The sequence below is a fragment of the Ruegeria sp. CI5 genome (genome assembly GCF_056536885.1).
The window spans coordinates 532,224-551,183 of record NZ_JBQFQN010000001.1; the positions used below are offsets into that span (position 1 = coordinate 532,224).

At 60.6% G+C, this 18,960-nt stretch carries 16 protein-coding genes and 3 tRNA genes; 9 read left to right on the forward strand and 10 right to left on the reverse strand.

What is annotated here, in order from left to right; genetic code table 11:
• Nucleotides 1-137 precede the first annotated feature (137 nt).
• The gene (locus ACR0BA_RS02665; RefSeq protein ID WP_480726325.1) at nt 138-1,757 is read left to right on the forward strand and encodes a long-chain-fatty-acid--CoA ligase; all 1,620 of its coding nucleotides are present in this window, start codon (nt 138-140) and stop codon (nt 1,755-1,757) included.
• A gap of 21 nt (nt 1,758-1,778) precedes the next feature.
• Here the strand turns inward: ACR0BA_RS02665 and ACR0BA_RS02670 are convergent.
• Nucleotides 1,779-1,853: transfer RNA gene (locus ACR0BA_RS02670), tRNA-Asn, on the reverse strand.
• A gap of 256 nt (nt 1,854-2,109) precedes the next feature.
• On the opposite strand from ACR0BA_RS02670, the gene ACR0BA_RS02675 reads away from it, so the two are divergent.
• Complete coding sequence (locus ACR0BA_RS02675; protein WP_480726327.1) at nt 2,110-3,432, forward strand: metal-dependent hydrolase family protein; 1,323 nt, start codon at nt 2,110-2,112, stop codon at nt 3,430-3,432.
• A gap of 258 nt (nt 3,433-3,690) precedes the next feature.
• Here the strand turns inward: ACR0BA_RS02675 and ACR0BA_RS02680 are convergent.
• Nucleotides 3,691-3,765, reverse strand: a tRNA-Asn gene (locus tag ACR0BA_RS02680).
• Between the two features lie 74 nt (nt 3,766-3,839).
• Nucleotides 3,840-4,754 carry an MBL fold metallo-hydrolase gene (locus ACR0BA_RS02685; protein ID WP_480726328.1) on the reverse strand — a complete coding sequence of 305 codons (915 nt, stop codon included), beginning with the start codon at nt 4,752-4,754 and terminating at the stop codon, nt 3,840-3,842.
• A 44-nt stretch (nt 4,755-4,798) separates the two neighbouring features.
• Between ACR0BA_RS02685 and ACR0BA_RS02690 the strand changes: the two genes are divergently transcribed.
• Nucleotides 4,799-6,118 carry an ATP-binding protein gene (locus ACR0BA_RS02690; RefSeq protein WP_480726330.1) on the forward strand — a complete coding sequence of 440 codons (1,320 nt, stop codon included), beginning with the start codon at nt 4,799-4,801 and terminating at the stop codon, nt 6,116-6,118.
• 13 nt (nt 6,119-6,131) lie between these two features.
• On the opposite strand, the gene ACR0BA_RS02695 is transcribed toward ACR0BA_RS02690, so the two are convergent.
• Nucleotides 6,132-6,208 (reverse strand) — tRNA-Ile (locus ACR0BA_RS02695).
• A 106-nt stretch (nt 6,209-6,314) separates the two neighbouring features.
• On the opposite strand from ACR0BA_RS02695, the gene purM reads away from it, so the two are divergent.
• The 3 genes from purM to rnd all read left to right on the forward strand — a co-directional run bounded on the left by purM (nt 6,315) and on the right by rnd (nt 9,225).
• Nucleotides 6,315-7,361 (forward strand): phosphoribosylformylglycinamidine cyclo-ligase, encoded by a 1,047-nt coding sequence (gene purM, locus ACR0BA_RS02700; protein ID WP_480726331.1) that lies wholly within the window; start codon nt 6,315-6,317, stop codon nt 7,359-7,361.
• Nucleotides 7,358-7,954, forward strand: a complete 597-nt coding sequence (gene purN / locus ACR0BA_RS02705) for a phosphoribosylglycinamide formyltransferase (protein ID WP_480726333.1) — start codon at nt 7,358-7,360, stop codon at nt 7,952-7,954. Before purM ends, purN begins: the two co-directional genes overlap by 4 nt.
• Before the next feature lie 113 nt (nt 7,955-8,067).
• Entirely contained in the window at nt 8,068-9,225 is a 1,158-nt protein-coding gene (rnd, locus tag ACR0BA_RS02710; protein ID WP_480726334.1) for a ribonuclease D, read from the forward strand.
• An 8-nt stretch (nt 9,226-9,233) separates the two neighbouring features.
• Here the strand turns inward: rnd and ACR0BA_RS02715 are convergent, their stop codons facing one another.
• A complete protein-coding gene (locus ACR0BA_RS02715) occupies nt 9,234-9,758 on the reverse strand; it encodes a hypothetical protein (RefSeq protein ID WP_170338953.1) in 525 nt (174 codons plus the stop codon).
• Nucleotides 9,759-9,896: 138 nt separating this feature from the next.
• Here ACR0BA_RS02715 and ACR0BA_RS02720 point away from each other — a divergent pair, with 138 nt between their 5' ends.
• Nucleotides 9,897-10,307 (forward strand): SufE family protein, encoded by a 411-nt coding sequence (locus tag ACR0BA_RS02720; RefSeq protein ID WP_170338435.1) that lies wholly within the window; start codon nt 9,897-9,899, stop codon nt 10,305-10,307.
• Between the two features lie 25 nt (nt 10,308-10,332).
• Here ACR0BA_RS02720 and ACR0BA_RS02725 read toward each other — a convergent pair whose 3' ends face one another.
• Complete coding sequence (locus ACR0BA_RS02725) at nt 10,333-11,004, reverse strand: DUF1638 domain-containing protein (RefSeq protein ID WP_480726336.1); 672 nt, start codon at nt 11,002-11,004, stop codon at nt 10,333-10,335.
• Between the two features lie 175 nt (nt 11,005-11,179).
• On the reverse strand, nt 11,180-11,878 hold the full coding sequence (locus ACR0BA_RS02730) for a corrinoid protein (protein ID WP_093962188.1): 699 nt from the start codon (nt 11,876-11,878) through the stop codon (nt 11,180-11,182).
• 277 nt (nt 11,879-12,155) lie between these two features.
• Between ACR0BA_RS02730 and ACR0BA_RS02735 the strand changes: the two genes are divergently transcribed.
• Nucleotides 12,156-13,226 (forward strand): PA0069 family radical SAM protein, encoded by a 1,071-nt coding sequence (locus tag ACR0BA_RS02735; RefSeq protein ID WP_480726338.1) that lies wholly within the window; start codon nt 12,156-12,158, stop codon nt 13,224-13,226.
• A gap of 38 nt (nt 13,227-13,264) precedes the next feature.
• Here the strand turns inward: ACR0BA_RS02735 and gltA are convergent, their stop codons facing one another.
• Entirely contained in the window at nt 13,265-14,560 is a 1,296-nt protein-coding gene (gltA, locus tag ACR0BA_RS02740; protein WP_093962186.1) for a citrate synthase, read from the reverse strand.
• A gap of 114 nt (nt 14,561-14,674) precedes the next feature.
• A complete protein-coding gene (gene gltX / locus ACR0BA_RS02745) occupies nt 14,675-16,081 on the reverse strand; it encodes a glutamate--tRNA ligase (RefSeq protein WP_480726340.1) in 1,407 nt (468 codons plus the stop codon).
• Nucleotides 16,082-16,159: 78 nt separating this feature from the next.
• On the opposite strand from gltX, the gene ACR0BA_RS02750 reads away from it, so the two are divergent.
• Nucleotides 16,160-18,202: a ComEC/Rec2 family competence protein gene (locus tag ACR0BA_RS02750; protein ID WP_480726341.1), complete on the forward strand. Its 2,043-nt coding sequence runs from the start codon at nt 16,160-16,162 to the stop codon at nt 18,200-18,202.
• On the opposite strand, the gene lexA is transcribed toward ACR0BA_RS02750, so the two are convergent.
• Entirely contained in the window at nt 18,186-18,884 is a 699-nt protein-coding gene (gene lexA / locus ACR0BA_RS02755) for a transcriptional repressor LexA (RefSeq protein ID WP_170595267.1), read from the reverse strand. The two genes, ACR0BA_RS02750 and lexA, sit on opposite strands and share 17 nt — an antisense overlap.
• Nucleotides 18,885-18,960 lie beyond the last annotated feature (76 nt).

The window sequence follows — 18,960 nt, forward strand, 5'->3', positions numbered from 1 at the left end:
GCATTCTTTTATTGTCAGACAATTAAATGATTGGCAGGATCGGCCCCGAGGAGAAGCCCCGGGGCCGGCCACGCCGCCGTGCCGCCGGGCCGCAACAGACGCCGCATCAAGCCGGCGCGATGAATGGGAGGATGTCCATGCTGGGACAGATGATGACGCAGCCGCTGTTGATTTCGTCACTGATCGATCATGCTGCGCGCTATCATGGTCAGACCGAGATCGTTTCGGTCGAAACCGACGGAACCGTCACCCAGACGACCTGGGGCGAGATCGCTGCCAATGCCCGGCGCATGGGGTCGGCGCTGACCAAGCTTGGCCTGCATCCGCAGGACCGGATCGGCACACTGGCCTGGAACAACCGCCGGCATCTGGAAATCTACTATGCGGCCTCGGGTGCGGGTTTCGTCTGCCACACGATCAACCCGCGCCTGTTCCCCGAACAGTTGGTTTACATCATCAACCATGCGCAGGACCGGGTGCTGTTCTTCGACGCCACCTTCATCCCGCTGGTTGCCGCGATCCGCGATCAACTGACCGAGGTGAAGCATTTCGTCCTGATGGGACCGCGCAGCGAGGACGCACTGCAGCAGATCCCCGGACTGGAATTCTATGACGACTTGATCGAGACCGGCGACGCCGATTTCGAATGGCCGGTCTTCGATGAAAACACCGCCTCGAGCCTGTGCTACACCTCGGGCACGACCGGCCACCCCAAAGGCGTGCTGTATTCGCACCGTTCGACCGTTCTGCACAGCTTTGCCTCGAACACCCGCGACGTGATCGGGTATTCGGCGATGGATGTGGTGATGCCGGTGGTGCCCATGTTCCACGTCAATGCCTGGGGGTCGCCCTATGGCTGCGCCATGTCCGGTTCGCAGATGGTGTTGCCCGGGCCGGACCTGTATGGCGAGGCGCTGGTGAACCTGATCGACACCTATGGCGTGACTCTGGCGATGGGGGTTCCCACGATCTGGCAGGGTTTGCTGGCCCATGCCGCCAAATGCGGCACCAAGCTGGAAAGCCTCGAACGTACGGTGATCGGCGGCGCGGCGTGCCCGCCCTCGATGATCGCGACCTTCCGGGAAAAATACGGCGTCGACACCGTGCATGCCTGGGGGATGAGCGAGATGAGCCCGCTGGGCACCGCCAACATTCCGCTGGCCAAGCATCGCAAGCTGCCGATCGAGGAGCAGCACAAACTGCGCGAGAATCAGGGTCGTCCGCCCTTTGGGGTCGAGCTGACGATCGTCGATGACGACGGCAACGACCTGCCGCATGACGGAGTCACGCAGGGCGACCTGATGGTGCGCGGCCACTGGGTGCTGGACAGCTATTTCCAGCTGCAGGATCAAGAACTTCTGCAGGATGGCTGGTTCGCCACCGGCGATGTGGCCACGCTGGACCCCGACGGCTACATGACCATCCGCGACCGTTCTAAGGACATCATCAAGTCGGGCGGTGAATGGATCAGCTCGGTCGAGCTGGAAAACATCGCCGTAGCGCACCCGAGATTGGCCACCGCGGCCGTGATCGGCGTGCCGCATCCCAAATGGGACGAACGCCCGCTGCTAGTGGCCGTCAAGGCCGAGGGCGAAGACCCGTCCGAGGCCGAACTGCTGGAGTTTTTCGACGGCAAGATCGCCAAGTGGCAGGTGCCGGACAAAGTGGTCTTCGTCGATGCGCTGCCACTCAATGCGACGGGCAAGGTCCTGAAACGCAAACTGCGGGATGAGTTCAAGGACGCCTTGGCAGGTTAACGCTTGATTTCGTGGTTTTTTTGGCTCCGGCGGTAGGGATCGAACCTACGACCAATTGATTAACAGTCAACTGCTCTACCGCTGAGCTACGCCGGAACTGAGGGGCGTGTACCAATCTGCAAAGTCGAGGTCCAGACGAAAATTGCTTTCTCCGGACGAATTGCGCGCTCCAGGTTTCCGTTTCGGATTTCAATCGGGCTGCACAGGTTTGTTGTTTCCTGCGGCAGTGAATCGTTGCGTTGATCTACGCGCCGGCCGCGACGCGATCGTTTCATCCGGATCAGAAAGAGACTAGCCTCTCGATAATGCACCATTCTTCGGTGAACCTGTTGAAATCGGAAAGGAACCCAAGATGCGGACAGCTTGCAGGATTGCAGCGAAGCTTTTCTTCTTTGTTCTCGCCGCGCCGGGGATCGCCCAAGAGGCCGGAACCCTGATCACCGGCGCTCGGATTTTCGACGGTGTCCGTTCCGACCTGATCGAGGGTCAGGACGTTTTGATCCAAGACGGCGTGATCACGGCCATTGGCCCTGATCTGGATGCGCCGGAGGGGGCGACGGTGATCGATGCGCAGGGTCGGTTCCTGATGCCCGGATTTGCCGACATGCATGCGCATCTGATGTTTCAGATGCCGTTCGGTATCGCATTCAATGCCGATCGCGAATACTGGGCCTATGTTGCCGCAACCGTCGCCGAACAATACCTGATGCAGGGGTTCACGACGGTCCGCGATGTCGGCGGGAACTCGTTTTCACTGAAACGCGCCATAGACGAGGGCATCCTGAGGGGGCCTCGGGTCTATCCTTCGGGTCCCATGATCTCGCAGAGCTCGGGCCACTCGGATCATCGGACGGACGCAAACGAGCCCGGTTCATTGGTGTTCGAGCCCAGCATTCCGATGAAATACTTCCATGTCGCAGTTGCCGATGGGCGTGACGAGGTTCTGAAGACCGTACGCGAGGTGTTGCGCCGCAGGGCCTCGCAGATCAAGATTTCGGTCGGTGGCGGTACCGGGTCATTTGCTGATCCACTGGACACCACGCAGTACACGGCAGACGAAATCCGAGCAGCCGTCGAGGCGGCCGAAGACTGGAACACCTACGTAACCGCCCATGTCTACAACTCGGATGGCATCATCCGCGCCGTCGAGAATGGGGTGAAGTCCATCGAGCATGGCAATCTGATGAGCGAAGAGGCCATGCGCGTGATGATGGAGCATGATGCCTGGCTGTCGCCGCAGGTCATCGTCTACACATTCCATCCGGCAGGCTACAACGACGAACAAAAAGCCAAGCATGACGAAGCCTATGACGGCATCAACCAGATGTTCACCATGGCCAAGGAGCTTGGATTCGAGAATATCGTCTTCGGCACGGACGTGATCACTTCTCCTGAGATGATCAAGCGCGCAAACGAGGAGTTCGTTCTGAGAACGGAATGGTTCGACAATGCCGAGATTCTTCGTCAGGCAACGTCGAAATCAGCCGAGTTGCTTGCCTTGTCGGGGCCGCGCAATCCTTATCCCGGGGCGCTGGGCGTCATTGCGGAAGGTGCTCATGCGGATATCCTTCTGATTGACGGGAACCCTCTGGAGGACATGTCTGTCATGACCGAATACGAAGAGCGCTTCGATCTGATCATGAAAGGCGGGGTGATCTACAAAAACGAACTGTAGCGGACGGTCTGCTGTGCAAATGCATGGCGGACCAAACTTGCGTCACAGGCGCTGGAAAATCCTCTGATGTTTCCCGGGTGTGGATGACAGGATTGGGCTGATCGAAAGACCAAACCCGATCTAACGGCGCAGGTCCTTGGAAGCAGTCTGATCGCATGCGTTGAACCCGCTGAAAACTCCGCGTGTCGGATCGGCAACCGACTACACACGGGACGTGAGCGGTTGGGTGCGCCACAAACTTCTGAAATCAGAGGATTTTGGCTCCGGCGGTAGGGATCGAACCTACGACCAATTGATTAACAGTCAACTGCTCTACCGCTGAGCTACGCCGGAACTGAGGCGCATATAGCAATCCGGTTTTTCGGCGTCCAGAGGGGAAAAGCACCGAGAGCGAATTTTTTGCGCGTTCAGGAGATGCGATGAAAACTGGTTTGCACCGACAGTGCGCCCCGGGGGGCGACGCGGTCTTTTCCGGTCAGATCCACCAGATGGGCAAACACGTTGCGCTCGGCCGCTGGAAGCAGGGCAGGCGGGGTTTCGACATAGATCCGCTGGGCCAGATCCCGGGCTGTGCCCGGGCGCTCGGCCAGCGCGTCGAGGATTTGTGCCTCGCGTTCGAGCCGATGGCGGATCAACCATTCAAGCCGACCCGAAGGGTCTGTGATCGGCGCGCCGTGTCCGGCATGGAAGACGGACCAGTCGCGGGCGCGTAGCCGGTGGCAGGCTTTCATGAAGTCTGTCAGATCGCCATCCGGAGGCGAAACCAGTGAACTGGCCCAGCCCATTACGTGATCGGCGGTGAAACACACGTCTCCCCAGGCCAGCGCGATGTGATTGCCCAGATGACCCGGCGTGTGAATGACCTCAAGACCCCATCCGTCCCCCTCGATCCTGTCGCCGTCCGCCAACTCGATGTCCGGGCGGAATTCCGTGTCGATTCCCTCGCCGCCGCCGGCGAGGCCTTGCTCGGCCAGTTGGGACATGATCGCGCTGCGCCCTGCCTGTGGCCCGCCAAAGGCGTAGATCGGGGCACCTGTCCGTTCTGACAGCGGAGCAGCAAGCGGCGAATGGTCCAGGTGGCTGTGGGTGACCACGATATGGCTGATCTTTTGCCCGGGCTGCAGCGCATCCAGAATGGCCTGCATGTGACTGTCGCTCAACGGTCCGGGGTCGATTACGGCAAGGTCGCTGGTGCCCAGGAGGTATGTATTTGTCCCCAGATAGGTCATCGGCGACGGGTTCGGGGCCAGCAAGAGCCTGAGGCCCGGCTGCAGGGCGACAGGGATCCCCGGTTTCGGGTTGAAATCGTCTGCTGGCAGCATCTTGGCCTCTTTCTCTTGGCGGGGCAGCCCGCTAGGTTTAGCGCATGTCCTCGCGCTGGCTCAAACCCTATTTGCCCCGCAGCTTGTATGCCCGGGCGGCCCTGATTCTGGTGCTGCCGGTGATCGTGGTTCTGTTGGTGGTGTCTGTGGCATTCGTGCGTGAACACCTCGAGGATGTGACCGGTCAGATGACCCGCGCGGCGTCGCGCGAAGTGCGGCTGGTTCTGGAAGATATTCAGGGTGCCGAAACCCAACAGCAGGCGCTGGCCGCGGTGCGCCCGGATCTGAGGGTGCTGGACATGCAGGCCCGCTTCTTGGGGATCAACGAAACGCCGACGATTGAACCGCGGCGCTGGTATGATTTCATCGCGCCGCAGATCGAGGCTGATCTTCGAGAGCTGCTGCCGAACCTCGTAGCGGTATCGTTGCCGGACAGTCAGGTCGCGACTTTGTTCTTGAACACCCATCTGGGTGTTTTGGAGCTTGGCTTTGATCGCCGGCGTCTGTCGACGGTCGCCCCGCACCAGTTGATCGTCACGATGCTGTTCTTTGCGGTGATCATGACCTCGATTTCGTTCTTGTACATGCGCAATCAGTTGCGGCCGATCACTCGGCTGGCCGATGCGGCGCAGGCTTTTGGTCGCGGTCGGGTCGTGCCGTTCACCCCCGGAGGGGCCGTCGAGGTGCGGGCCGCTGGCAGCGCGTTTCTTGACATGCGAGCCCGGATCGAGCGGCAGATCGAGCAGCGGACCCTGATGCTGTCGGGTGTCAGCCATGACCTGCGAACGCCTCTGACCCGGCTCAAGCTTGGCCTGTCGATGCTGCCCGAGGACGATGCCAAGCCGCTGCTTCAGGACGTGAACGAAATGCAGTCACTCTTGGATGCCTTCCTTGATTTCTCGCGCGGCGCGTCCGAGGGCGAGCAGGTCGAGGTTCGTCCGGATGAGCTTTTGCGCTCGATCGTGGATGATGCGCAACGGGCCGGACAAAGCGTCGAGTTGCTGCCGCCCGAAGGGCAGGGCTCAGTGATGCTGCGTCCGACTGCGATCCGCCGCGCCGTGGAAAACCTGATCGGCAATGCGGTGCGCTACGGGTCGCACGCGATGGTCAGCATGACCCTGACTGACAAATCGCTGCGCATTCGGGTTGAGGATGATGGCCCCGGCATCCCGCCCGAACAGCGGACCGATGCGGTTAAGCCGTTCAGCCGGTTGGACCCGTCGCGGAACCAGAATCAGGGCAGCGGGGTGGGCCTCGGGCTGGCGATCGTTGCAGATATCGCTCGTGTCCACGGCGGTGTTTTGCGCTTGAGCCAAAGCGAACGCTTGGGCGGTTTGTGCGCAGACATCATCATCGGGCGGTGATTTCGGCCGTATTTGGTAGGCCCGGAGGGACTCGAACCCCCAACCAAAGCGTTATGAGCGCTCTGCTCTAACCAATTGAGCTACAGGCCCGCCTGAGCGCTTGGGTACCACGCAGAACAGCCGCGTCAAGCCTGACCGTTGCAACGCGGCGCACAATCGACTAACCCGCGCTGAAAGCATTCATGAGGGAACGGCCATGACAGCGGGCAAGAACGGCATCACCTATGCAGATGCAGGCGTGGATATTGATGCGGGCAACGCGCTGGTCGACCGGATCAAGCCCGCCGCCAAGCGGACGAACCGCCCCGGCGTCATGAGCAGTCTTGGCGGGTTCGGCGCGCTGTTCGATCTGAAAGGTGCAGGGTATTCCGACCCGATCCTGGTGGGGGCAACCGATGGCGTGGGCACAAAGCTGCGGATTGCGATTGACACCGGCGTGGTCGATGGCGTGGGGATCGACCTGGTGGCCATGTGCGTGAACGACCTGATCTGCCAGGGGGCCGAGCCGCTGTTCTTCCTCGATTATTTCGCAACAGGCAAGCTGGACACCGACACCGCAGCGCGGATCATCGAGGGCATCGCCGAGGGCTGCGTCCGCTCGGGCTGTGCCTTGATCGGGGGTGAAACCGCCGAGATGCCGGGGATGTACCCCGATGGCGACTTCGACCTGGCAGGCTTTGCTGTCGGCGCGATGGAGCGCGGCAGCGATCTGCCCGCCGGTGTGCAGGCCGGGGATGTTCTGCTGGGGCTGGCGTCGGACGGGGTGCATTCCAACGGCTATTCGCTGGTGCGCAAACTGGTCGAGATCTCGGGCCTGGGATGGGATGCGGATTCGCCCTTCTGCGACGGGCCATTGGGAGACGCGTTGCTGACGCCCACGCGGCTCTACGTCAAACCCGCCTTGTCCGCGATCCGGGCTGGTGGCGTTCATGCACTGGCGCATATCACCGGCGGTGGGCTGACCGAGAACCTGCCGCGCGTGCTGCCCGACGACCTGGGTGCGCAAATCGACCTGAACGCCTGGGATCTGCCGCCGGTGTTCCGTTGGCTGGCGGAAACCGGGGGCATCGCCGAGGCGGAAATGCTCAAGACCTTCAACTGCGGGATCGGCATGATCGTCGTCTGTGCCGCCGACCGCGCAGATGACCTGGCCGCCCTGCTGACGGATGCCGGCGAGAGCGTCGCGCGCATCGGATCGGTCACCGAAGGGGCGGGCGTCAGCTACGCAGGCAAGCTGCTGTGAGCCACAAGCGCGTCGCCATCCTGATTTCCGGGGGCGGGTCGAACATGGTGTCGCTGGTCGACAGCATGACAGGCGACCACCCGGCGCGCCCCTGTCTGGTTCTGTCGAACAATGCAGATGCTGGCGGCTTGGCCAAGGCGGCGGATCGCGGGATTGCCACAGCCGTGGTCGATCACCGGCCGTTCGGCGGTGACCGCGCCGCGTTTGAGGCCGAGTTGTGCAAGCCGCTGCACGAGGCGCAGCCAGACATCGTCTGCCTGGCGGGGTTCATGCGCGTGCTGACGGGCGATTTCGTGTCCCGCTTTCAGGGACGGATGCTGAATATCCACCCCTCGCTGCTGCCCAAGTACAAAGGGCTCAACACCCACGCCCGCGCCATCGCCGCCGGGGATGCCGAACACGGCTGCACCGTGCACGAGGTCACCGCGGCGCTGGATGACGGTCCGATCCTGGGGCAGGCCCGGGTTCCGGTCGAACCCGGCGACACCCCGGATTCGCTTGCTCGGAAGGTGCTGGCCTGGGAACACAAGCTGTATCCGGCGGTTCTGGAGCGCTTTGCCCGTGGCGATCGCGCACCGGTGTTACTCCCCTGATCTTGCGCCAGAGATTTACATGAGCGGCCAATTCGGCCTATGGTCTGGCCAAGCGCTCGGGGCAGAAGAAACCAACGGGCAATGACCAGAGCAAGAGCAAGAATAGCAAGCGCATGAAGACCCTCAAAACCACGCGAGAGTTGGCTGACTTCTGCAAGGCTGCCGCCCAACACCCCTATGTGACCGTCGATACCGAATTCCTGCGCGAGCGGACCTACTACTCCAAGTTATGTCTGGTCCAGTTGGCCGTGCCCTCTGAAGACGAGGACAGCGCGGTATTGGTCGATCCGCTGGCAGAAGGACTGTTGCTTGAGCCGCTTTACGAATTGTTCCAGAACGAAAACGTCGTCAAAGTTTTCCATGCCGCCCGCCAGGACCTTGAGATTTTCTGGGTGGAAGCCGGTATTTTCCCCAAGCCGCTATTCGACACGCAGGTCGCTGCAATGGTTTGTGGTTTCGGGGAACAGGTTGGCTATGAAACGCTGGTTCGCAAAATCTGCAAACAGGGTCTGGACAAGACCTCGCGGTTTACTGATTGGTCGCGGCGCCCGCTGAGCGAGGCCCAGCAGACCTATGCGCTGGCGGACGTGACGCATTTGCGCAAAATCTATGAACATCTGGCCGCCGAGCTGGAGAAGTCCAAGCGCAGCCATTGGGTAGCGGAGGAGTTGCGCGTTCTGACCGATCCGGCAACCTATGACATCCGCCCCGAAGAGGCATGGCGGCGGGTCAAGACCCGAACCAACTCGGCCAAGTTCCTTGCGGTGGTGCGGGAGCTTGCCCGGTTCCGTGAGGAATATGCCCAGCAGAACAACGTGCCACGCAGCCGTGTATTCAAGGATGATGCGCTGGTCGAACTGGCGTCGACCAAACCACGCACGCATGCTGATCTGGGCAGCTCGCGTTTGCTGCTGCGCGAAGCGCGCAAAGGTGCCATCGCCGACGGTATTCTGGCCGCCGTTCAGGCCGGTGTGAATTGCCCGCCTGAGGATCTTCCGCGGGTGGACAACAGCCGGGACAAGATCAAGGTGAACCCCGCGCTGGCTGACCTGCTGCGGGTATTGCTGAAGTCAAAGACGGAAACCGCAGGGGTCGCGGCCAAGCTCATCGCGACCAGCTCGGAGCTGGATCAGATCGCGGCTGGGGACCGTGACGTTGCTGCAATGTCCGGCTGGCGGTTCGAGGTTTTTGGCGAGGACGCGCTCAAACTCTGCAGAGGCGAGATCGCCTTGGCAGCGAAGGGACAAACTGTTCAGGTCGTCCCCCTGTAAGATCGATTTCAGCGCCGACGCGATTCCAGGGCGTTCTGCTGACCAACCACGCGGATCAGACGAATGCCTTCAAGGTCCTGACGGCTGACATTGACCGCATCGGTCACTTCACGCGTACGTTCGGGCCCCTGCGCAGTGGCATAGGTCGGGTAGTTCACGCGGAAAACGAACTCCATAACGCCGTTCTTCCGGTTTTCCTCGGATTCGACGAAGGTGAGCTTTGCGTCATAGGCGCCCTGGCGGAAGGCGGTGCCTTGCGCGACAACGATTGCCCCCGAGGCGTTCGGTTCGATCCGCAGCTCGGTGATGGTGGTGATCGGTACGCTGGTATCTTCGGGTTCAGGGCGCGCGAACAGTCCCCGGCCCGAGCTTTGCTTCGGCACCAGCGCATCTGCGTCGCTGGCCGATGTCTCGACCGGGGCAGGGGTGCTGTTCCCGAACCAGTTCGACGGGTTTGCCCGGGAATCGCGCCAGCTGCTGCAGGCGGACAGGGTCAACAGGGCGACAAGAAGGACGGAAACAGTTTTTTGCATGGACCCAAAGCTTTGCAAGGTATTACCCGCACTGGGTTAGCCTACTTTCGGTCGTTTGAAAAGCCGCCCATGGGGGTGGACACCGGACATCGAGCGACTTAGGTCAGAACCAGAACCGCAACCAGAGGACCCACGTTCATGGCCACGCCTGCCTTTGAGGAGATTGTCGAGGATTTCGAGTTCCTTGAGGACTGGGAGGACCGGTACCGCCACGTGATCGAGCAGGGCAAGGCGATGGAGCCGCTGGATGACGCCTTGAAGGTGCCGGCAACCAAAGTCCATGGCTGCGCTAGTCAGGTCTGGCTTCATCCGGTGATCGAAGATGGTGTTTTTCGGTTTGACGGCGACAGCGATGCGCTGATCGTGCGTGGTCTGATTGCTGTATTGCGCTCGCTTTACAACGGTTTGCCCGTTGCCGAAGTGGAGAAGGTCGACGCCGCGGCCGAGCTTGCCCGATTGGAATTGAATGAACATCTGTCGGCCCAGCGGTCGAACGGTGTGCGTGCGATGATCGACCGAATCCGAGACGTAGCGCGCGAAAACGCCTGAGACAGTTTCACCACTCGGGGGCCAATCAGGAAGATTTGGGGCGTGCGCCGGCCCAGTCTGTCAGCGTGGTCTGGAGATCGCCATATCCGGTGAAACGGCGTTCGAACTCCAGCCCCATCCGATCCGCGCATTCCTGTGCCCGACGGGTCAGTTCGGGGTCATCTGTCTGCGCCTGGTAGATCAGCTTGGTGTAATTTCCGAAATACATGTCGCGCAGTTCCGGGTGCCGATCCAGCCCCAGCGGCTTCCAGACGAACGCATCAAATTGTCTGGCCAGAAAGTCAGTCAGGTAAAAGGCCGTAGTCTCATCGTCGCCGCGTTCGGCGAATTTGTCGTTTCCCTCGAAGAAGGAATAACAGTGCGGCCCCCGCACCATTTCGACACCCAGCCGTTTACACGCCTGCTCCAACAGTCCGCCGGTCCCGCAATCGGCATAGACAACAAAAATCCGGTCATACTGGTCGCGATGCTTGGCGACGGCATCCTCGACGGCCTGAGTGATCCGTTCGGGATAGACATGCAGGATGGCAGGCAGGCACGTCAGTGCAAGGTGGTCCCAGCCGTTGCGTGTCTTCAGGTCCAGAATCTCGCGCGCCAACGCACCGCAGGCGATCAACAGGATGCTTTGCTGTGCATCCATTTCGTCAAACCCCTGTTCCGTCAGGCGTTTGTCGTCAGGTATGTCATGCTGCGGCATGTGTCGCCTCCGCAAGGTTCCAATGTCAAATGACTGCGAAAAAGCCCCGGATGCAAGTTCGCGGCCTTTGGGATCACACACTCGGCACCCGAGTTTCAATCTCGTTGTGTTGGCCTGGCGCGGAAATGAAAAAGCCGCCCGGACAGGCGGCTTTGACAAAACAAGGCGTGCAGGATCAACCCGCCAGTTGGTTGTGCTTGCGCGAGACGAACTCCTTGGCGGTTTCGACCGCAACTGCCGCGTCCCGGCAATAGGCGTCAGCGCCGATCGCCTTGCCGAACTCTTCGTTCAGCGGGGCGCCGCCGACCAGCACGATGTAATCGTCACGCTTGCCCTGTTCGACCAACGTGTCGATGACCACTTTCATATACGGCATGGTCGTCGTCAGCAGAGCCGACATACCCAAGATATCAGGCTGCTCGGTTTCCAACGCTTCCAGGTAGTTTTCGACCGGATTGTTGATGCCGATATCGACAACCTCGAAGCCGGCGCCTTCCATCATCATCGAGACGAGGTTCTTGCCGATGTCGTGGATGTCGCCCTTGACGGTACCGATCACCATCTTGCCGACGCGCGGAGCGCCGGTTTCCGCCAGCAGAGGCTTGAGGATGGCCATACCGCCCTTCATCGCGTTGGCGGCCAGCAGAACTTCGGGCACGAACAGGATGCCGTCGCGGAAATCCTGTCCGACGATGGTCATACCGCCGACCAGCGCCTTGGTCAGAATGTCATACGGTGCCCATCCACGTTCCAGCAGGATGTTCACGCCTTCTTCGATCTCTTCCTTCAGACCATCGTAGAGGTCATCAAACATCTGTTCGACGAGTTCGTCGTCGTTGAGTTCCGACAGGACGATGTCTTCTTCATCGGACATGGGTCATTTCCCTGAGCTGGCGGGCCTTGTGCCCTTGGTGGCTGTTTTTCCCGTTTTGGCCATTTCGTCGCAGTTAGACTGTGACGATTGCGACCTCGGCGGCTCCGAGACCGACCTATAGGTGAAAATCTTGCCGCGCTCGACGCCAAATTTCACATGATCTTTCTGAGCGGTATTCATGGGTTCTGTGCATGAGACAAGACCGGCAACTGTGATGGCGGACTTGCCGCGGAAACCTGCAGATGCTAGGAATATCGAGAACAAAGAAGGAACAAATATGCCATTGCGCCACACTATTTCCGGGCGAGGTGCCGTATCGAACGACGCTGGTCGGTACGAGGCGTATGCGCACGAAGCGGTCGATGACGGCTGGGAGGATCCCGAGCCTCTGCCTCCCTTGCGAACCACGGTTCGGGACGAGGTCGCGAAGTCTCTGATCACCTACAACAAGTCACCGGATCTGCCATTTGACCGGTCGATCAACCCGTATCGCGGGTGCGAACACGGTTGCGTCTACTGCTTTGCCCGACCCACCCATGCATATCTCGGTCTATCTGCCGGGTTGGATTTCGAAACGCGTCTGATCGCACGTCCGAACGCTCCGGATGTGCTTGCGCGCGAGCTTTCGTCCGCGCGGTACAAGGTGGCGCCGATTGCGCTGGGTACAAATACGGACCCGTATCAGCCGATTGAAAAAACACGTTCGATCACAAGGGCATGCCTGGAGGTTCTGAGAGATTTCAACCACCCGGTTGCGATCGTGACCAAGGGCGCTTTGATCGAACGAGACATCGATATTCTAGCTCCGATGGCCGCCCTTGGGCTGGTCCGGGTCGGCATCTCGCTGACTACGTTGGATGATGGTCTGTCGCGGCGGATGGAACCGCGTGCCCCTGCACCAAGACGCCGGCTGCGCACGATCCGAAAGTTGACCCAGGCCGGGATTCCCGTGCGCGTCATGACGTCCCCGATCATTCCGGGACTGACCGATCACGAGCTTGAAGCGCTGTTGGAGGCGGGCTGCGACGCAGGCGCGGATGCGGCCAGTTGGATCATGCTACGGTTGCCCCGCGAAGTCTCTCAACTGTGGCAGGAGTGGTTGTCCGAGCACGAGCCTGGTCGCGCCGAAAAGGTCATGGCGCGGTTGCGCGAAATGCACGGGGGCAGGGACTATGACCCGCGGTGGGGGCATCGGATGCGCGGCGAGGGGGTCTTCGCCGAAATGGTCGCCAAGCGGTTCAAGGCTGCGATTGCGCGACTTGGCTTGGCGACCACAACTCCCAAACTGCGTTGCGACCTCTTTGCCCGGCCTGCGCGGGCCGGGGATCAATTGTCACTGTTCCAATAAGAAAAGGCCCCGCTCGATGGCGGGGCCTTTTGTCTGTCTTAGCGGTTTTCGATGTCGACGTAGTCGCGCAGAGTTTCGCCCAGGTACAGCTGGCGCGGGCGGCCAATCTTGTTCTGAGGATCGGCGATCATTTCTTTCCACTGGCTGACCCAGCCAACGGTGCGCGACAGCGCGAAGATCGGGGTGAACATCGAGGTCGGGAAACCCATCGCCTCGAGGATGATGCCCGAGTAGAAATCGACATTCGGGAACAGCTTCTTGTCGACGAAATACGGATCTTCCAGTGCCTGTTTCTCAAGCGCCTTGGCGACCTGCAGTTTCGGGTTGTTCTCGATGCCCAGCAAGTCCAGAACCTCGTCGGCCGACTGCTTCATCACTTTGGCGCGCGGGTCAAAGTTCTTGTACACGCGGTGACCAAAGCCCATCAGGCGGAACGGATCGTTCTTGTCTTTGGCGCGTTCGATGAACTCGGGGATGCGGTCGACGCTGCCGATTTCTTCCAGCATCTCCAGGCAGGCCTGGTTGGCGCCGCCGTGTGCAGGGCCCCAGAGGCAGGCGATACCGGCTGCAACACAAGCGAACGGGTTTGCGCCTGAAGACGAGGCCAGACGCACCGTCGAAGTCGAGGCGTTCTGTTCGTGATCGGCGTGCAGGGTGAAAATCCGGTCCATGGCGCGGCTGAGGATCGGGTTCACCTCGTAATCCTCGGCCGGAACCGCGAAACACATGCGCAGGAAGTTCGACGCATAGTCCAGATCGTTGCGCGGATACACGAAGGGCTGGCCGATATGGTATTTGTAGGCCCAGGCCGCGATGGTGGGCATCTTGGCGATCAGGCGGTGCGACGCGATCTCGCGCTGGCGCGGATCCGAGATGTCGGTCGAGTCATGGTAGAAGGCAGACATCGCGCCCACGACACCCACCATGATCGCCATCGGGTGCGCGTCACGACGGAACCCGCGATAGAAATACTGCATCTGCTCGTGCAGCATCGTGTGGTGGGTGATGGTGGATTCGAACTGTTCCAGCTCGTCGGCCTTGGGCAGATATCCGTACAGCAGCAGGAAGCAAACTTCGAGGAAGTGCGATTTCTCGGCCAGTTGGTCGATCGGATAGCCACGGTGCAACAACTCACCCTTTTCACCGTCGATATAGGTGATGGTGCTGTCGCAGCTTGCGGTCGAAGTGAAGCCCGGGTCGTAGGTGAACACGCCGGCCTGACCATAGAGCTTGCGGATGTCGACTACATCGGGTCCTGCCGTTGGCGAATGAACCGGCAACTCATAGGTTTTTCCGTGGACGGTCAGAGTCGCTGTCTTATTGCTCTCGGTCATGTTTTCCCTTCCTCAATCATACGAATGCCGGCTCGCTGACCGACAAAACGGGCGGTGATCGCGCAAGGTTGCGCGAGTCAAGTCGTAGCGGAGCAGCATTACCCGAATGTGAAGTCAGGACTGTGCCGCTGCATCAGAAATCCGTGCAATGGTCTCATCCCGACCCAGCACGAGCATCATGTCAAAAACCGAAGGTGTGACGGCCCGACCCGCTAACGCAGCCCTGAGGGGGCCAGCCAGCTTGCCGAACTTCAACCCGTTTGCCTCGGCAAACGAATTGAGGGTCTCCTCCAGTTCGTTCCGGGTCCAGCTAGCATTTTGCAGCTGCGGCGTCAATTGATCCAGTATACCGTCGGATACAGAACTCAGCGCCTTTTCTGCTTTCTCATCGCGCTCGATCGGTCGCGAGGTCAGTGCAAAATGCGCCTTTTCAAGGAGTTCCGGAAATGTACGCGCCCGATCCTTGAGGCAATACATCGCACGTTCCAAATCACCCGATTGTGTTTCTGTCAGCGCAGGCAGGCCAGCGGCGTCCAGATATTCTTCGATTTCTTGCCGCAATGCAGCATCATCGGATATGGCGATGTGCTGTCCGCACAAGTTCTCGAGCTTTTTCAGATCGAACCGCGCCGGGCTTTTCCCGATTCCGTCCAGGTCGAACCATTCCTTGGCCTGTTCATCGGTAAAGAACTCGTCGTCCCCGTGGCTCCAGCCCAGGCGCGCCAGATAGTTTCGCATACCGGCGGCAGGATAGCCCATGGCCTGATACTCCTGCGCGCCCAATGCGCCGTGCCGCTTGCTGAGTTTCTTTCCGTCAGGGCCGTGGATCAGCGGGATGTGCGCCCAGACCGGAACTTTCCAGCCCATGGCTTCATAGATCATCATCTGCCGCGCCGCGTTGTTCAGGTGGTCGTCGCCGCGAATGACATGCGTCACACCCATGTCGTGGTCATCAACGACCACCGCCAGCATATAGACCGGTGTGCCGTCCGAACGCAGGAGGACCATGTCGTCCAGCTGATCGTTTCGGATGGTTACGTCACCTTGGACCTTGTCGCGGATGACGGTTGTGCCATCCTGCGGAGCCTTGATCCGCACAACGAAGGGGCGGTCGGGGTGTGTGGTGGGGTCGGCGTCGCGCCACGGGCTGCGGAACAGGGTCGACTTGCCCTCGGCCCGGGCCTGTTCACGAAAGGCCGCGATTTCTTCCTGGGTCGCAAAGCACTTGTATGCTTTGCCTTCTGCCAGCAGCTGATGCGCGACTTCGGCGTGACGAGCTGCGCCCTCGAACTGGCTGATGACATCTCCGTCGTGGTCGAGCCCGAGCCAGCTCATGCCCTTGAGGATAGCCTCGGTCGCTTCGGGCGTTGACCGTTCGCGGTCCGTGTCTTCGATCCGCAGTAGGAACTTTCCGCCTCGACCACGGGCGTAAAGCCAATTGAACAGCGCAGTACGGGCTCCGCCAATGTGCAGATAGCCGGTGGGCGAGGGTGCAAATCGGGTGACGACCTGATCGGACATTATAGTGATTAACCTTTTGGTAACCGCGTTGAGCGTAGAGTCGAGCCTGTCTAACGAGCCTCAAGGACGGGGGCAACCATGCGTGTTGTGGCGTGGGTCGAAGGTGCGTTGCTAAACCAGCGAGGGCACCTTTTGCCTTGGTCTCCGGTTTGTCTGGCCATCGGCATAGGCCTGTATTTCGCAATCCGGTTCGAGCCGGATGCGCGGATTTATTCGGGCCTGTCCGGGTTGGCCCTGCTTGCCATTTGGGCCAGCCGCCGGATGTCGTCTGCCTGGGCTCCGTTGGCAATAGGGGGGGCGCTGGTCGCCGTCGGGTTCATCTTGGCGGGTGCTCGCGCTCACATGGTTGCAGAGCCGGTTTTGAAATGGCGCTATTACGGCCCGGTTGAGGGGAGGGTCGTGGCGTTGGATCGCTCTGCTTCGGATGCGCTGCGGGTTACGCTGGACCAGGTACGGATCGGGGACGTGCCACCGGACCAAGCCCCGCGGCGCATCCGACTTTCGTTGCATGGCGACCATGTACCGATTGTGCCAGGGCAACGCGTTATGACGACGGCCCATCTGTCACCGCCGCAAGGCCCCGTCGAGCCTGGCGGCTTTGATTTTCGCAGACACGCCTGGTTTCAGCGCTTGGGCGCAGTCGGATACGCGCGCACGCCGGTGGTCACCGCTGCTCCGGCCCGCTTTGAGGCCGGGGTGCGTGTCGCTGCCGTGCGCATGGCCATTTCCGACAGAGTGAGAGAAGTGCTGCCAGGTGATGTCGGCGGCTTTGCCGCAGCTGTTTCGACCGGGGATCGCAGCGGCATCAGCGCCGCCGCTTTGGACAATTTGCGTGCGTCGAACCTTGCCCATCTGCTTGCAATCTCCGGCCTGCATATGGGGTTGTTGACGGGGTTCGTCTTTGTGACTTGCCGGGTACTGCTTGCGGCCTTGCCCGCCTTGGCGTTGCGGTGGCCGGTTCGCAAGGTTGCCGCGGTCTGCGCGCTGATCGCTGCAACGCTCTATCTGTTGCTTTCTGGGGGCAATGTCGCGACCGAGCGCGCCTTTGTGATGGTATCGGTTCTGTTTGGGGCGGTTTTGATCGATCGGCGTGCCATATCTTTGCGGGCCGTCGCGGTTGCGGCGCTGTTGGTGCTGTTTCTTCGCCCCGAATCATTGTTCAGCCCCGGTTTTCAGATGTCCTTTGCCGCCACGACAGCACTGGTCGCGGTTTTCGGTGCCCTTCGCGACGTCGAGGTTCCAAGAGTGCCCAAATGGTTGCGCCCGGTGGGTGGGCTTCTGTGCTCCTCGGCGGTCGCTGGTTTGGCGACGGCCCCAATTGGTGCGGCGCATTTCAACATGGTTTCGCACTACGGTTTGCTGGCCAACACCCTGTCCGTGCCGGTTATGGGATCCGTCGTGGTTCCCTCGGCAGTTCTGGCAGCGATCCTCGCGCCTTTCGGGCTCGAGGCCGTGGCGATCCATGTGATGGGTATCGGGCTGGCGTGGATCCTGGCCGTCTCGGACTGGGTGTCCGGCCTGGATGGTGCACAGGGCTTCGTTACCAGCTCGCCCGGTTTTGTCCTGCCGCTGTTTTCCTTGGGTGCGCTGTGGGTCATTTTGTGGCAGGGACGCAGCCGCTGGGTCGGAGTTTTTCCGATGGCGTTCGCCGCAGTGTTCTGGGGACAAGGCCAGCGGCCCGAGGTGCTGATCGCCGATTCAGGTGGTTTGGTTGGGGTGATGACCGAGCAAGGCCGCGCGTTGAGCAAGGAAAAAGGCGCTGGGTTCGTCGCTTCGGTCTGGCTTGAAAACGATGGAGACGGAGCAACCCAGCCGGAGGCTGCAGGCCGGTGGCCATCGACCCCAGATCTTGTTCAGCGATATCCTTCAGAGGATTTCCAGCTGGTCCACATCACGGGAAAGCGCGCGGCGCAGCAGGTCACCGTTTGCCGACGGGGCGAACTCGTGGTCTCTGCCGTGCCGATCAAACTGACTGGTGACTGCGCCGTTTTTGATCCTGACCGACTGCGAAAGACCGGGAGCCTTGCGATCCGCCAAGGAAAGCTGTTCAGCAGCGCTGATGCGACGGGGCCGCGCCTTTGGTCACAAGCTCGGCCCGACGGCTTCAGTAAGTCCGAATAAGTCCGACCAGACGCCCTTGAACCTTAACCTTGTCCTCGGGCAATACCCGCGTTTCGTAAGCGGGGTTGGCGGCCTCGAGCGCGATCGCCTGGCCGCGCCGGAAAAACCTTTTCAGGGTTGCCTCCTGATCTTCGACCAAAGCCACGACGATGTCGCCATTGTCTGCCGAAGACGTTTCGCGGATCACGACCACGTCCCCGTCATTGATACCGGCATCGATCATGGAGTCTCCCCGCACCTCAAGGGCATAGTGTTCGCCACGGCCCGATACCATCGTGCTCGGTACCGCAACATGATGGGAAATGTGGCTGATCGCCTCGATAGGAACACCGGCGGCAATTCTGCCCATCACCGGAAGTTCGAGAGCGTCCACCGACACAGGATCGACATTGGCGGGGCGGGGCACGCTGGGCTTGTCACCTTCGATCACGCGGGGCGTGAAGCCGGCGGTCGGCTCGCCTCCAAGACTCTCGGGCAGTTTTACGATCTCGATCGCGCGCGCCCTGTGGGCGAGACGCCGGATGAACCCACGCTCTTCCAGTGCAGTAATCAACCGATGGATGCCGGATTTGGATCTCAGGTCCAACGCCGTTTTCATTTCGTCAAAGCTGGGTGGAACACCGTCCGCCTGAACGCGTTTGTGGATGAATTCCAGCAAATCCAATTGCTTCTTGGTCAGCATCGCTCACACCTCGTTGCCCATGCGTTTTCTTTTGTTCTACGCATGTTCACGTTTTGTGTCAATGGATTTGCCGGCT

What these genes read in the sequence shown, in the direction of transcription:
- ACR0BA_RS02665 (WP_480726325.1), top strand. Translation starts at nt 138, where the DNA reads ATGCTGGGACAGATGATGACGCAGCCGCTGTTGATTTCGTCACTGATC.
- ACR0BA_RS02675 (WP_480726327.1), top strand. Translation starts at nt 2,110, where the DNA reads ATGCGGACAGCTTGCAGGATTGCAGCGAAGCTTTTCTTCTTTGTTCTC.
- ACR0BA_RS02685 (WP_480726328.1), bottom strand. Translation starts at nt 4,754, where the DNA reads ATGCTGCCAGCAGACGATTTCAACCCGAAACCGGGGATCCCTGTCGCC.
- ACR0BA_RS02690 (WP_480726330.1), top strand. Translation starts at nt 4,799, where the DNA reads ATGTCCTCGCGCTGGCTCAAACCCTATTTGCCCCGCAGCTTGTATGCC.
- purM (WP_480726331.1), top strand. Translation starts at nt 6,315, where the DNA reads ATGACAGCGGGCAAGAACGGCATCACCTATGCAGATGCAGGCGTGGAT.
- rnd (WP_480726334.1), top strand. Translation starts at nt 8,068, where the DNA reads ATGAAGACCCTCAAAACCACGCGAGAGTTGGCTGACTTCTGCAAGGCT.
- ACR0BA_RS02715 (WP_170338953.1), bottom strand. Translation starts at nt 9,758, where the DNA reads ATGCAAAAAACTGTTTCCGTCCTTCTTGTCGCCCTGTTGACCCTGTCC.
- ACR0BA_RS02720 (WP_170338435.1), top strand. Translation starts at nt 9,897, where the DNA reads ATGGCCACGCCTGCCTTTGAGGAGATTGTCGAGGATTTCGAGTTCCTT.
- ACR0BA_RS02725 (WP_480726336.1), bottom strand. Translation starts at nt 11,004, where the DNA reads ATGCCGCAGCATGACATACCTGACGACAAACGCCTGACGGAACAGGGG.
- ACR0BA_RS02730 (WP_093962188.1), bottom strand. Translation starts at nt 11,878, where the DNA reads ATGTCCGATGAAGAAGACATCGTCCTGTCGGAACTCAACGACGACGAA.
- ACR0BA_RS02735 (WP_480726338.1), top strand. Translation starts at nt 12,156, where the DNA reads ATGCCATTGCGCCACACTATTTCCGGGCGAGGTGCCGTATCGAACGAC.
- gltA (WP_093962186.1), bottom strand. Translation starts at nt 14,560, where the DNA reads ATGACCGAGAGCAATAAGACAGCGACTCTGACCGTCCACGGAAAAACC.
- gltX (WP_480726340.1), bottom strand. Translation starts at nt 16,081, where the DNA reads ATGTCCGATCAGGTCGTCACCCGATTTGCACCCTCGCCCACCGGCTAT.
- ACR0BA_RS02750 (WP_480726341.1), top strand. Translation starts at nt 16,160, where the DNA reads ATGCGTGTTGTGGCGTGGGTCGAAGGTGCGTTGCTAAACCAGCGAGGG.
- lexA (WP_170595267.1), bottom strand. Translation starts at nt 18,884, where the DNA reads ATGCTGACCAAGAAGCAATTGGATTTGCTGGAATTCATCCACAAACGC.